This window comes from Micromonospora sp. WMMB482, assembly GCF_019038635.1.
GTDB classification, from domain to species: Bacteria; Actinomycetota; Actinomycetes; order Mycobacteriales; family Micromonosporaceae; genus Micromonospora; species Micromonospora marina.
The window spans coordinates 2,100,601-2,113,431 of sequence record NZ_JAHOPD010000020.1; the positions used below are offsets into that span (position 1 = coordinate 2,100,601).

Below are 12,831 nucleotides of genomic sequence, written 5' to 3' on the forward strand. Positions count from 1 at the left end.
TCGTCAGCGCCTGCATGGGGGCCGCGCGGGACATGCTGCTGGACTACGGCAGGTACTTGAGCTGCAGCCTAGCGACGACATTGCCGGCGATGTCGTAGGCCGTGAGGACGGGTGCCGTCTGGCCGTGGGCGGTCGGGTACCAGCCGAGGTAGTTGCCTTCGACGCGGATGGCCGGCAGCACGGTGCCGTCGTGCAGGCGGAGTTCAGCGCGCGCGGTGTCGCCCGCGGAGACGTTGTACGTGTGGTTCTTGTCGTCGGCGTTGATCCCGCTGCTGGCGCCGAAGGACTCGTGCCGTTCGGGCGGCTGGCAGGTGCTGCCGTTTTCGTGGAACGCCGACGGCTGCGGGGACTTCGCGCTGTTTGCTGTCTCGAACAACGGAGCGATGCAAACTGTTCCGTTGGGGCCCTTCGCGGTCCAAATGGTGAAGATGGTCCCGTCGGGGCCTGGTGCGGCGGCGACGCGGGTCGCCGTGGCCGGGTCGACGCCGGTGTCCTGCCTCCAGCTGGCGTAGTTGCGGATGAAGGCGTCGGGCAGCAGTCCGGTGGCACCGGCGGCTCCCATCCCGGCCGCGACCCCCAGACCCGCGAGAAGCGCTATTGCGACCACACGTGGCGCCCGACGCCGCCTTGACGTCGCCTCGGTCGCCGAGCGCGTCGTGGCGGTGACTGCTCCGTAGGTGGCAGTACGGCTGACCGCAAGCATGGCTTGGTCGACGGCGGCATGCGGACGAAGCGCGGTGAGGGTTACGAGCGGATCGCGGGACGTGGTCATGCCGATTCCCTTGCGGGTTGGGTGGATGGGGTGGTGTGTCCGACGGGCTGGTCATCGGGGGCGGTTGCGGCACGCAGCCGCCGGCGCGCTCGGAAAAGCCGCAGGTGGAACGCTGCGGTCGTGCAGCCGGCGACGCGTGCGGCCTGAGTCGGCGTGAGCCCGTCCCAAGCGATGAGCAGCAGCGCCTCGCGCTCGGCGGGGCTCAAGGTCGCAAGTACGGCCAGGACCTCGGCGCGTTGCACAGCGGTTACTTCAGCTGCGGAGGCCGGCTCGGCGATGCGTTCGAGTCGCTCTAGTTCCTTCTGCAATGCAGCTCGGCGGTAGCCGGAGCGGCGGTGGTTGGCGATGGTGTTCCGGGCGACGACAAGCAGCCAGGGCAACGGCTGGCCGGGCACGTCAGCTAGACGCCGCCAGGCGACCAGGAAGGTCTCCGACAGCACCTCCTGAGCAATGTCGGGGTCGACATGGCGAAGAGCGTAGGCCATGATTCTCGGCGCGTACTGCTCCCACATCGCGGTGAACGCGCGTCCCTCATGATCCGGCGTTCCCATGGATGGTTCTCGTCTCACACTTAGAACTGTCCAGCAGCCTTCGCAGCCTTACGTCATGCTGCGGAAATTTTTGCTGTTCTGCCCTGATGTGCGCGACGGCTCGGGGGCTGCGATCGGTCCGGTCAGGTAGCGCGTGCTGCGGCGGGGCCGGGGCCACCGCGCAGGTGCGTGCCGGCGGCTGCGGTGGCCGACTGCTGCTGACTCATGGCTCCGGCCGGGACTTCACTCGGGTTCACCGCGGGTCTGGTCGGGACGAGTGTCGCTCTGGTGCGGTGCGGGTCGTGACGGCTGCGGCATAGCGCGGTCGGGTGTTGCCGGCGTCCTGGGTCCAGTTCGTCGCGGTCTGGAGGTGCAGGCCGAGGAGTTGGCTGAGCACTGCGGCGGGTAGCTGCCCGGCGAGGTCCATGAGGGTGGTGTTGCGGCTCACGCGGGCGGGGACGCCGAGGCGTCGTAGCCGCGCGCCGAGTTGTTGCGCGCTGAGCGGCTGGCCTGGTGCGGCGCCGGGGAACAGCCAGCGGTTCGCTGCAGTGCGGCCCACGGCAGTGTGCCCGGCACGGCGATCGAGGAGCTCGGCCACCAGGTGGTCCAGGGGCGGCGGGAGCCGGATGGGTGTGCTGCCCAGGCGCAGGTGAGTGCCGTCGGCGGTGGCCTCGACGTGCTCTACGGTGAGGCCGGCGATGCGGCTGACGGGTTGGGCGTGCAGGAGCACGAGGAGCCCGGCGACCCGATCGACCGCGTGGAGGTCGTTGTCGTGGAGCAGCCGCCGCGCGAGTTGCCAGCGTTGATCGCGTTGCGGCAGGACTCGCCGGTGCGTGGTGCTCGATCGTGCGGGCAGGTTGATGTCGTGCGCGTGGCGGCGGCGCACAACCCAGCTGACGAACGCGCTGGCGTTGTGGCGGCTGCTGGGGCCGCTGGCGAGCCAGTCGTCGACGTCGGCCTGCTGGGCGGTAGCGATGCTCGTGCCCTGTGTGCGCAGCCAGGCCAGGAACGCGATGGCGGCGGCCAGATCGCCGCGTGCCGCGCTGATCTGGCCGTAGCCGGTTGGCCGGCCGGATGCGGAGAGCTGGCGTAGCCGGCGCAGGTGGTGCCAGGTGGCGAAGCGGCGTGCGAGCCGACGGTCGTTGACGTCGGTGATGGCGGCGGTCGCGGTGTCGATCCAGCGCTCGAGCAGGACGAGGTGCTCGTCTCGGGCCGGAAGGGCGCCGCGGGCCACCAACAGCGCGCGGAGCCGGTCAGCGGCCTTCGTCGGGCGCAGCCGGTCCAGGGTCGTGTGCTGCAGCGGCCCGGCCTGTTCGGCGAGGGCGCCCAGCAGAGCTCGGGGTGTGGGGGCCTGCAGCCATTTGAGCACGGCCGCCGGGTCGTCGTCGCCAGCCAGCACGTCGAGCACCGCTGCAGCGGCCGGTCGCAGGGTGCCGTCGGCGGCGGTGAGCAACTCGCGCAGCACTCCGGGGCAGGCGCATGCCGCGCACAGTCCGAAGTGGTGCAGCCAGGTGACGGTGCCACAACGTTGGCACGGGTGCGTGGCGGCGGGGTCGCGGCGCCAGCAGGTCCCGCAGACCGGGCCGTCCGGTGGGCGGCCCACCACCGGCCGGACCCGGTGACAGCGGACGCACCGCTCGCGGGGTCCGGCGCAGCGTTGGCACAGCGGCTGACCCTGTGCCGTGCGGGCGAAGACGACTCGGGTGATGCCGCAGCGCTGGCAGGCAGCGGTGTTCAACCGCTTGACGCAGGTCTCGCAGCGCGGGCTCGGCCCGCTGGCGCCGTGGCAAGGCCGCCGGCGTCCGCAGATCGAGCAGGTCGCTATCGGTGCCCGCCAGCAGGCCCGGCAGCAGCGTTCACCGCTGTCGGTCGGGACCAGCCGGGCGTGCTGCCCGCACCGGGCGCAGACGTCGAAGTTCACCGGGTCGCGCTGGCCGCAGGCCTTGCACAACGCGGCACCGTCCGCCGTGCGCTCAGCCACAGGTTTGACCTGCCCGCACCGCGTGCACGGCCGCGACCTGCTCGCCTCGTAACAGCGCTTGCAGCAGCGCAGCCCGTCGCGACGGAGCCGGATCTTCGCCCGCTGCCGGCAGAACGGGCAGGCCGGTGGGGCGACGCCGGTAGCGCCGGCTGCGATCAACGCCTCGGCCAGCAGAACCAGGTGATGCGAGCCGTGCGCGGCGTTGTCGGCCAGCGCGGTCGGACGGGCGGCAAGGTCCGCGGCGACCGTGCGCTGCTGGTGCGGCCGCGGCAACGCTGCGAGGATCAGCTCACGCAACGCGGAGGGCGGCAGGCCCGTGCCGAGCCGGTCGAGGCCATCGACAAGCTCACCGAGGGGATCCGCGCCGCGCTGCTGCCGGGTGCACGCCGCACACAACGGCGCCCCGGCCCCGTCCCGGCCGTCCACCCGCAGCTCTCGCTGACAGCGAGAGCACGCCTCCCGGCGCACGGCTGCCGCATTCGCGCACGGCGCGCAGACCAACCGGTCCTCGATGCGACGCCGCAGCGGCCGCATCCGACGGCAGCGGGCGCAACACGCCGATCGAACGTGACGCGCGCCAGCGGTGAGCAGCGCGCCGATCAGATCCTGCAACAGCCGGGGCCCGTCCGGCTCACCCGAGGTCAACAACCCCGGATCCGCGTGCAGCGCCCGGGCCAGGCGCCGCAGTTCGGCCCGCGTCGGCGCCACCTGATCGATCACCGAGCCGATCCCGGCCGGATCCAGCAGCGGTTCCGCATCCGCGACGACCTCGACGATGAGGGCACGGGGTTCGGTCAGAAACCGTGGTGGTGCCCCGGCTGTCACGGCTGGGTGGGCGTGATCCGAGCCCGCCGGGGCCGCAGCTCACCCACGCCCGCCTCAGCGCCGCGGCCACCGGCCGGCGCCCCGTCGCCCGCAGTTGCCTTGCGGGCCCGGCCGGATCCCGCAGCGGCGAACGGAACAATCAGATCGGTCATCTGGCAGCCGAGGATGTCCAGCAACGCCATCAACGTGCGAAGGCTCAACCGTTCCGGCTTCTCCACCACCAGTCGGTAGACCTGGCTCGCCGACAGGTCGATCCCCCGCTCGGTCAGCGGCCCGCGAAGGTCCGTGGTGGAGAACATGCCCCGCTCGGCCATCACCTCCCGCAGCCGCCACCGGTAGTCCAGCTTCGCCGTCACCGCGCCGCCCCTTCCACCGTCAACACCAAGTGCAACGCCCGGTCCATCATCGTGTTCATCGCCGCCGCGCTGATCTGCGTGTAGAGGCCGGTGGTCGAAGCGAACACGTGCCCGACCTGCTCCTGCACGAACTTCGGGTCCACCCCGTCCTCGATCAGATGCGTCACGTACGAGTGCCGCAGGCAGTGCGGCGACAGGTTCCCGTCCAAGCCGAGGGCGTCACGGTAGGCGGCGAACCGCTCCTCGATCTCCCGCGGCCGCAACCGCCCGCCCCGCTCCGTCACCCACACCGCCGGATGCTCGCCCAACCCGAACCGGGGCCGGATATTGACCACGTAGTCCTCCAGCGCCTCCACCGCCCAGGGCATCAAACTGGCCACCATCCGCCGCCTCGGCCCAGACCCGCGCGTGCCCTTGCCGTAACGCACGTGCACCATCCCGAACCGGCCTAACGCCGGCGCCTGCGGATTGCGGTAGAAGTCGACCAGATCCAGCCGGGACACCTCCGTGCAGCGCAACCCCCATCCGTAGATCGTCTTCAACACCGTCGCGTCCCGGTACGCAGCCAGCGCCCCCTTGCGGCCCAGCCGCACCGCCCGCTCCACCCGATCATCGGCATAGTCGAACAGCCGCTGTACCTCTTCCCGCGTCAACGGGCGCCGGCCCGGACGGCCCTCGTACTCCACCAGATGCGCCGCGGTGTTCCACTCATGGCACACCTGCGTCGGATGCGTACCGAACCGCTGCAGGCACTCCTGCGCCCACCCGTAGTACGGCGACACCAAGTAGTCGCAGAACAGCCGCAACGCCCCCTGATACCCGCGGATCGTCGAGCGAGCCAGACGCCGCTCCGCCATCAGATGCGTCGTCCACTCATCCACCAGCGCCGCCGTCCACCGCCACGGGTACTCATTCGTAAACGCCACGAACCCGTCGATGACCCGCTCGCGCGCCGCGATCGTCCGCCGATCCAGCCGCCGACCACCCAGCTGCTGCTTCGCCCACCCCGACAACATCGCCCGCAACACCGCGTCCTCCGGATGCAACAACCGCACCCCAGCAGCCAACTCCAGCTGCGCCGCACCATCCGGATGATCATCCATCCCTAGCCACGCACCCCTCCGCTCGATGCGTGAATCCTGCATCACATGCAATCTTTGCGGCAAACATGCAGCTCGGAGCGTCGCCGGGAAGGGTGGGTGTGACTGCTAAAGTTCCCCATGCCAGAGGGCCAGCACGCCGACACTTCTTGCATCGGACGCAATTCCCCGGGCTCGCCGACGCTGGTGATCATCCGGGGGAACTCCGGCAGCGGAAAGACGTCCGCCGCACGGGAGGTACGGCGCCGCTACGGTCGCGGCGCCGCGCTGCTGGAGCAGGACTACCTCCGCCGAACGCTCCTGCGCGAACACGACAGCACACACATCAACCCTGTCGCCCCAGCATTCATCACCTCGGCCGCCCGTACCGCCCTCGACCTGGGCTACCACGTCATCCTCGAAGGCATCCTGCACACCGAGCGCTACGCCACCGTCCTGCACCACCTCATCGACCGTCATCCCGGACCGGTAGCCGTGTTCTACCTGGACGTGTCCTTCGACGAAACCGTCCGCCGCCACCTCAACCGGGCCGAACCCATCCCCGTCGCCCCCGACGAGATGCGCCACTGGTACACCCACCGCAACCTGCTCGACGTCACCGACGAAACCGTCATCGACGAAACCAGCACCTTCGAGCAAACGGTCACCACCATCCTGCACACCAGCGGCCTCACCACCGCGACACCGCAGACGCCCTGCCCACAGCGTTGCCGGCACTGCGCCCGCAAAACCGACCAAGCCGCTGCCCCCACCACAGCGGTCTGCTGACACCACGTGCGGACTCAGGCCGTACCTCAACACACTCAGACCCGCCCACGGGGACAGACCACAGCCCGGCGGCTGGCCGGTGCCCCGGCGGCACGGGCGTGGGGCGCGGATGTGCGTCGCTTGTGGCAGGCGTACTCGATCAGCGAGCTGGGCTCCGCCGTGGGTGCCGGCGCCCTGCCGCTGGTCGCGGTTGTGCTGCTGGACTGCTCCGCGCTGCAGGTGTCCCTGCTCGCGGTGGTGTCCGGTGTCGCCAGCGCCGCCGTCGCGCTGCCCTTGGGGCCGTGGGTGGAGTTCCGCCCGAAACGGCCGGTCATGATCGGCGCAGACGTTCTGCGGTTCGCGGCCCTGGCCAGCGTTCCCGCCGCCGCGCTACTCGGCCGGCTCACCTACGGGCAGTTGGGCGTGGTCGCCGTGGCGCAGACGGCGGGCGGCATCGTGTTCGCCGCTGCCAGCAGCGCCCACCTGCGGGATCTGGTGCCCGCCGCGCATCGGGTCACCGTCTACGGGCGGTTCGAGACGTCTCAGTGGATGGCCCACAGCGCCGGCTCGCCCGCCGGCGGTGTGCTGGTGTCGTGGCTCGGCGCCACCGCGTCCGTCGCCGTGGACGCCGGCAGCTTCCTGCTGTCCGCCGTCGCTGTTCGCCTGCTGCGCGGTCCGGAACCACCGCCACCGGTACGGCCCGCGAGGGCAGGCCGGGCGCGGGAGGCCGTCGAGGGCTGGCGGTACATCCTCGGTCATGGCGAGCTGCGTGCGCTGCTGGTCAATGCGGTGATCTTCGGGGGCGGCATCATGGCCGCCGCCCCGGTCGTCGCGGTGTTCATGCTCCGCGACCTGCACCTGCCGCCATGGCAGTATGGTCTGGCGTTCGGACTGCCCTGCCTCGGCGGCATCCTCGGCTCCCTCGCCGCCGGACCGCTGGTGCGCCACTACGGTCTGCGGCCGGTCCTGCTGGCCACCGGAGCCGGCCGCGCCCTGTGGATGGGCCTCATCCCCGCCGCCCCGCCTGGCACCCCCGGGCTGGTCGTGATCGTGATCGCGGAGACCCTGCTGCTGTTCTTCGCCGGCTCGTTCAACCCCGTCTTCGCCGGCTACCGCGCGAACCACACCACCGCGCAGCGGATGTCCCGGGTGATCACGGCCTGGTCGATCACCTCGAAACTGACCCAGCCCGTCTTCGTTCTGGCCACGGGCATCATCGTCGCCGCTACTGATGCCCGCACCGCCATCACCGCAACCGCCGCGCTCACCCTCACCAGCGTGGCGCTCCTGCCCTGGCGGCGCGCCCCAGACCGACCCGCCGCCCTGCGCCTCCGCCGAGCGCACACCCGCCATACCCCAGCCGCCCGCAGTCACCGCCCCCGCGCAGGGCGGGGAGCACGAAGGACCGCCGACCGCATCTCACCGAAACGAGAACCGCCGATGAGCGACACCGCGACCTGCTGGACCAACGCCGCTCTGGTCGGCGTCGACCTCGAAGGCACCGGAGGGCAGGACCGGGACGAGGAGACCATCCTTGAAATCGCTCTCGTCCCCCTGCACCACGGCACGCCACAACCAGACGCGGCCCTCGCCACGCTGGTCAACCCCGCCCGCCCACTGGACCACCAGACCCGGCTACCACCCGGCGTGAGCCGGGCCGCCCTGCGCGCGGCACCGACCCTCGCCGACCTCGAACATGACGTGACCAGCCGGGTTACCGGCCGGTACCTCATCGGCCACCACGTGGCCGTCGACTGGCGCCTGCTCCGACGACGACTCCCTCACCTGCGTCCTGCCGGCCTCCTGGACACCCTGCGCCTGTCGCGCGCAATCGCCCCCGGCGCCGGGCACAGCCTGACCACCGTCATCGACCGACTCGGCCTGACAACCCGCGTCGACACGGCCGCGGCCGGCAGCCGGCCACACCGGGCTCTCTGGGACGCCACCGCAGCCGCCCTCGCGCTACCAGAACTCGGCGCCCGGCTGTGGGACACACCGCCGTCCCTGGCACAGCTCATCCGGCGAGCCGGCATCCCGATAACTCCCGACACACGCCACACCGACGCACAGCCCCGCCTGTTCTAGCCGGGCACCGACACCCGGGCGGGCCGCCGACGCGGTCGAGCACCGCAGCGACCCACGCCGATCCAAGGCCAGCCCCTCGACCCGGCACGGAAGTCGGACCAGATCCGCACCCCGATCACCCGAAACCGCCCGGCCCACCCCATCGTCCGTTCCGGAAGGAGTACCTGTGACCATCACCGAACCGCCGTTCGGCAGAGTCCCCGAGTCCTACTACGTCCACAACGAGGAACGCGGTGAAACCCTGCACCGATCCGCGCCGGAAGCCATCCAACGCGACGTGACCGCCCTCAAGATTCGCGACGGCGACCACGTGCTGGAGATCGGTACCGGCACCGGATACTCCGGCGCGCTGCTCGCCGCCCAAGCCGGCGCGTCGGGGCGCGTGACCAGCGTCGACATCAGCGATCACCTCGTCGCATGGGCGAACCGGCTGCACCGCCGTCGCGGCGTCACCACGATCACCTGCCACCTCGCCGACGGCATGAACGGCTACCCGCCGCACGCCCCCTACCAGCGCATCGCGGCCTGGTGCGCACCCCCACGGCTGCCCCGGGCGTGGGTGGATCAACTCACCCCGGACGGCCGGATCGTGGCCTGCCTGCCCATCGCCGTCCAGCCGTCCACCACCCTGATCGCCACCATCACCCTGACCGCGGGACAACCACGCGTCGAGACCGTCACCTTCGGTGGCTACGCCCAGAGCACCGCCACCGCCGTCGACGACGCCCTGACCCTGCCCGGACGCTGGGTGGACCACCACACCGACCAGCCGCAACCGGCATGGATATCCATCGGCTGGCGCGAGCACGACGACCCGCACCACACCGGCGCCCGCACCGCCCTGCACCTGCTGCTCAACCCCGGCCACACCGAGACCTACCACCGCGCGCCCCTGGACTGGCTGTCATGGACGGCCTACTCCGTCATCGCCGGCGGCCCACACCGCACCTTCGCCGCCCTACACGACGGCACACGCGGCATAGGGCACACCACCGCGACCACCGCCGCGGTCGTCCTCACCGACGGCACCATCCTCGCCGACGCCCCGGGATCCCCGTCCCTGACCGCGCTGCGGACCTGGCTGCACCACTGGGAACAGGCAGGACGACCCGACGCCGCATGGTTCGACGCCAGACTCGTCCCCAACGACGAGGATGACCCACCCGGCTGGGACCTCCGGATCACCGCCGGCACCCGCCGATGACCGCCCCTCAAAGCACGCCTCAACCCGATGAAGGCGGAGCTCGAACAGACTCCACTCCACTGCGGTCGACCAGGTCACGCGAGCGCGCTCGCCGCCCGCGCGATACGCCGGCCCACGAGCCGCTCGGCCTCCACCAGCGGATACCAGGCGGCACCCCGCACCTCCGACTCCTGGACCCGCCCCACATCCGCCGAAGAGGTCACGAACACGTACCCGACGTCGAGATGGAAGTGTTCCAATTCCCCCTTGCCGGGCCGGGCCGGGCACCCGCCCGTACTCGACATACACCGGCAACGGCGCGGCCACGACAACCCCAGCCGGATCCACACCGGTCTCCTCCACCAACTCCCGCACCGCCGCATCAAGCAGCGTGGCATCAGCCGGCTCAAGGTGCCCCCCCAGCTGCAACAGAATCCCGTAAGCGCGGTGATCGACAAGCAACACCTCAGCCCCACCCCGCACCAACAACGCACCCACCGTCACATGCATCGGCAGGTCGAACCGCGACGTGCAACCCGCCCCCCTCAGCCAGCAGCTGCACCGGCACCGACAGCGACACGGCGTCGCCCGGATAGACATCGAGATACGCCGTCACGGCCCGCAAGACGTCCGAACCGTCGATCACCACGACACACCTCCGTCGCCACCCCACGGCACAGCCCTGGTCACCGAGTCGATGAGGACGGTGATGACGTGGGCATGCCGATCGCACACCGTGTCGTCACTGAGTCCGCACACGCGTGCTCCTCCCGTCGATTCGGTTCCATCAACAGGGTGCGGCGGACCTCGGCGAGTTTGTCGCACAACTCGTCCACCGCGGCGTGAATCTGCTTCGCCGCGCGTCCGTGGGGATCGAGCCACGGCCTGCCGTCGACCCGGAACCACTCCAACGCCTCGTGCGTGGCCTCCGCTACCGCGTAGCTGGCGAACCGGTCCACCCACTCCGCCTCGGTGCGGCCGGGCGCCCCGCAGTCCTCCGGCACTTCCCAGCCGCCTGACTGGGCCAAGACGCTGCCGTAGGCGCAGGGAATGTCAGGGCCGGACAACTCGCCGGGCTCGAACCGGCGTGGGATGTCAGCGCGGGCGTAGGTGAGCTGGAAGGCGATCCGCTGGGCGGCGGACCGGGCAGCCGGGTCAAGATCGTCGTCCGCGCCGATCACATCAGTTCTCCTAGCCGGTCGTAACCGCGAGCCGCAGGTTCGGTTCCTGGTTGACGTACACCGGGTAGCCCTACGAGCGGAGCGTCCACTCGCCAGCGCACGCCGACAGTCACTCGTGCCGGGCGTGCCCGGGCATTCAGGGCGATCAGTTGTGCGATGGTATCGAGCCGCGCCGGCAGGGCCGTTGTGCCACACTCCATCGCCTCGCCCAGGACAGCATCCACGGCGAAGACAGGGCGCGCCTCGGCCGCACACACCCTGACCAGCCTGCGCAGGCCGGGCGCCACGATGATCGCCCCCGACGAGCGTCTCCGCAAGGCCAGCGTAGAAGTCGCGCACGCCGGTGCCGCTCCAGCCGGATCCCGCCGCGGTGCCGTGGCTCGTAGATCCGGGCCCGCAGCCTTTCCGGCCGTCGTGGAGTCCCATACGCCGCAGCTGTCCCGGATTGGTCAGCTCGACCTCGACCTGCGTGATTGGCCGGCCCCGGGCCGGACGCAGAATCGTCCGTCACGGACGCGGCCTGGCTGTGGTTGGTGGTGCTGGTGTGGGCAGGCTGCGTAGTTGGTTGATGAGGTCGCGGACGGCTGGCGAGCGTGGTGCGGCGGGGGCGAGTTCGTCGTGGAGTCGCTGCAGGAGCGCGATGCTGCGTACGGAGTGGACGGCGGGTAGGCGGGTGAGGGCGAGTCGGGCGGTGGTGACCGCTCTGTCGAGGTCACCGGTGGCGGTGTGGGCGAGGCTGAGCCATGCGCCGTGGCGTAGCGCGGAGCGTTGTGGCGCGTCGGTGGGGCTGGTGTGTGCGCGGGCGTGGAGGAGCTGGCCGGCCTGGTGGAGCAGTTGTTTGCGTCGGGCCGGCACGCGCTCGGCGAGGACGACGAGGCCGCGGCCGGTGATCGCGTCGAGTTCGGTGCGGTCGATGTATGACGCCCATCCGGGTAGCGGCGTGTCGGGTGTGGTGTCGAGCAGTTCGAGGGTGTCGTGACGGGTTCTGGTGTAGCTGGTGAGATCACCGGCGACGGCGTGGGCGAGGCTGCTACGCGCGGCGACCAGGGCGCGGACGGCAGGTGGTGTGGCCTTCGCGGATTCTTGCGCGGCGGCGGCGAGTTGCAGGGCGTCAAGGGCGTGGCCTCGGTCGGCGGCCTGGTTGGACATGAGGGCCATGACGCTGGCGGTGAGCCCCGGGTCTGCGGCTGCGTGAGCGGCGCGTAGGGCGGTGAGGTACCAGCGTTGCGCGACGCCGTCGTCGCCTGCGTCGAAGGCCATGAAGCCGGCGGTCTGGGCGAGCTGCGCCAGGGCGGCGGCCAGGCGGCGGCCCGCAGCAGGGTTGTAGGAGGCGCGGCGCAGGAGCCGGGCGACGGCGGCGAACTGGTCGTTGACGAAGCCTCGTGCGGCGCCGCCCTGGTTGTCGTCGAGTTGTTGGGCCTGCGCGACGACGGTGTCGATCATGTCGAGCAGGGGCGGGCTGACGGGGCCGCCGTCGCCTGCGGCGGCGGCCAGGTTCGGGGCGGGCTGGTGGAGCGCGGCCCAGGCGGGGGCGGTCAGCGCGGCGCCGGTGACGGCGATGATGGTGCGACGGGTCGGCACTGGTCCTCCTACGAGGCTGAGCAGTCCGTTGCTGTCCCAGGGTAGATCCATCGCGTGGTCGGCGGGCAGGCCGGGCTGGGGCCGCGGCGCGGCCTGACCCCAGACGTCGGCGTACTGCAGGTCGGTGTGGAGTTGGGCGCAGAGCAGCTCGACGACGAGTTCGGGTAGGTCGCCGTGCGGCACGGCGCCGTCGGCGATCCACTTGTAGGGGGTCTTGGCGTGGACTCTGCGGCTGTTACCGCGTGCTGCCAGGACGAGGTTGATCCGTCGGGCCAGGGCCTCCGGTCGCCATCGCGCCTCGTGGAGCAGATCGGACAGGCGTTGGTTGCTCCGGGACGTGGCTGGCGCGGCTTCCATGGTCGGGGCCTCCCGTTTCAGGCGCCGGAGGTAGGGCGGCGGGCTCGACAGTAGCGGCCCGGTTCGTGGTCGAGAAGCAAGCGCACCAACCGCACCAGGTGCGCCGTGAACCGCACCCCTGACACCGCGTCGG

Annotated in this window: 12 protein-coding genes and 1 pseudogene; 3 read left to right on the forward strand and 10 right to left on the reverse strand. The window is 71.1% G+C overall.

Annotated elements, in window-relative coordinates; genetic code table 11:
* Positions 1 to 43 precede the first annotated feature (43 nt).
* The 5 genes from KSK32_RS10690 to KSK32_RS10710 all read right to left on the reverse strand — a co-directional run bounded on the left by KSK32_RS10690 (position 44) and on the right by KSK32_RS10710 (position 5,567).
* The gene (locus KSK32_RS10690) at positions 44 to 772 is read right to left on the reverse strand and encodes a hypothetical protein (RefSeq protein WP_216930836.1); all 729 of its coding nucleotides are present in this window, start codon (positions 770 to 772) and stop codon (positions 44 to 46) included.
* On the reverse strand, positions 769 to 1,323 hold the full coding sequence (locus KSK32_RS10695; protein ID WP_216930838.1) for an RNA polymerase sigma factor: 555 nt from the start codon (positions 1,321 to 1,323) through the stop codon (positions 769 to 771). The genes KSK32_RS10690 and KSK32_RS10695 overlap by 4 nt, the downstream gene beginning before the upstream one ends.
* A 232-nt stretch (positions 1,324 to 1,555) precedes the next feature.
* Complete coding sequence (locus KSK32_RS10700) at positions 1,556 to 4,003, reverse strand: hypothetical protein (RefSeq protein ID WP_216930840.1); 2,448 nt, start codon at positions 4,001 to 4,003, stop codon at positions 1,556 to 1,558.
* 101 nt (positions 4,004 to 4,104) lie between these two features.
* The gene (locus KSK32_RS10705) at positions 4,105 to 4,464 is read right to left on the reverse strand and encodes a helix-turn-helix transcriptional regulator (RefSeq protein ID WP_289256319.1); all 360 of its coding nucleotides are present in this window, start codon (positions 4,462 to 4,464) and stop codon (positions 4,105 to 4,107) included.
* Complete coding sequence (locus KSK32_RS10710) at positions 4,461 to 5,567, reverse strand: tyrosine-type recombinase/integrase (protein WP_216930842.1); 1,107 nt, start codon at positions 5,565 to 5,567, stop codon at positions 4,461 to 4,463. The genes KSK32_RS10705 and KSK32_RS10710 overlap by 4 nt, the downstream gene beginning before the upstream one ends.
* A gap of 117 nt (positions 5,568 to 5,684) precedes the next feature.
* Between KSK32_RS10710 and KSK32_RS10715 the strand changes: the two genes are divergently transcribed.
* The 3 genes from KSK32_RS10715 to KSK32_RS10725 all read left to right on the forward strand — a co-directional run bounded on the left by KSK32_RS10715 (position 5,685) and on the right by KSK32_RS10725 (position 9,600).
* A complete protein-coding gene (locus KSK32_RS10715) occupies positions 5,685 to 6,332 on the forward strand; it encodes an AAA family ATPase (protein ID WP_216930844.1) in 648 nt (215 codons plus the stop codon).
* A 111-nt stretch (positions 6,333 to 6,443) separates the two neighbouring features.
* Complete coding sequence (locus KSK32_RS10720) at positions 6,444 to 8,396, forward strand: MFS transporter (RefSeq protein WP_216930846.1); 1,953 nt, start codon at positions 6,444 to 6,446, stop codon at positions 8,394 to 8,396.
* A 166-nt stretch (positions 8,397 to 8,562) separates the two neighbouring features.
* Positions 8,563 to 9,600: a protein-L-isoaspartate O-methyltransferase gene (locus KSK32_RS10725; RefSeq protein WP_216930848.1), complete on the forward strand. Its 1,038-nt coding sequence runs from the start codon at positions 8,563 to 8,565 to the stop codon at positions 9,598 to 9,600.
* Positions 9,601 to 9,674: 74 nt separating this feature from the next.
* Here KSK32_RS10725 and KSK32_RS10730 read toward each other — a convergent pair whose 3' ends face one another.
* The 5 genes and pseudogenes from KSK32_RS10730 to KSK32_RS10745 form a co-directional block, all read right to left on the reverse strand.
* A complete protein-coding gene (locus tag KSK32_RS10730) occupies positions 9,675 to 9,839 on the reverse strand; it encodes a hypothetical protein (RefSeq protein ID WP_216936513.1) in 165 nt (54 codons plus the stop codon).
* A gap of 118 nt (positions 9,840 to 9,957) precedes the next feature.
* A pseudogene (locus KSK32_RS33325) lies at positions 9,958 to 10,089 on the reverse strand (NUDIX hydrolase); the annotation flags it as partial.
* Positions 10,046 to 10,228 (reverse strand): hypothetical protein, encoded by a 183-nt coding sequence (locus KSK32_RS10735; RefSeq protein WP_216936514.1) that lies wholly within the window; start codon positions 10,226 to 10,228, stop codon positions 10,046 to 10,048. The gene KSK32_RS10735 and the pseudogene KSK32_RS33325, both read right to left, overlap by 44 nt.
* 37 nt (positions 10,229 to 10,265) lie before the next feature.
* Complete coding sequence (locus KSK32_RS10740; RefSeq protein ID WP_216930850.1) at positions 10,266 to 10,760, reverse strand: hypothetical protein; 495 nt, start codon at positions 10,758 to 10,760, stop codon at positions 10,266 to 10,268.
* A gap of 507 nt (positions 10,761 to 11,267) precedes the next feature.
* Positions 11,268 to 12,698, reverse strand: coding sequence for a hypothetical protein (locus tag KSK32_RS10745; RefSeq protein ID WP_216930852.1), 1,431 nt, complete (start codon positions 12,696 to 12,698; stop codon positions 11,268 to 11,270).
* Positions 12,699 to 12,831: the final 133 nt, after the last annotated feature.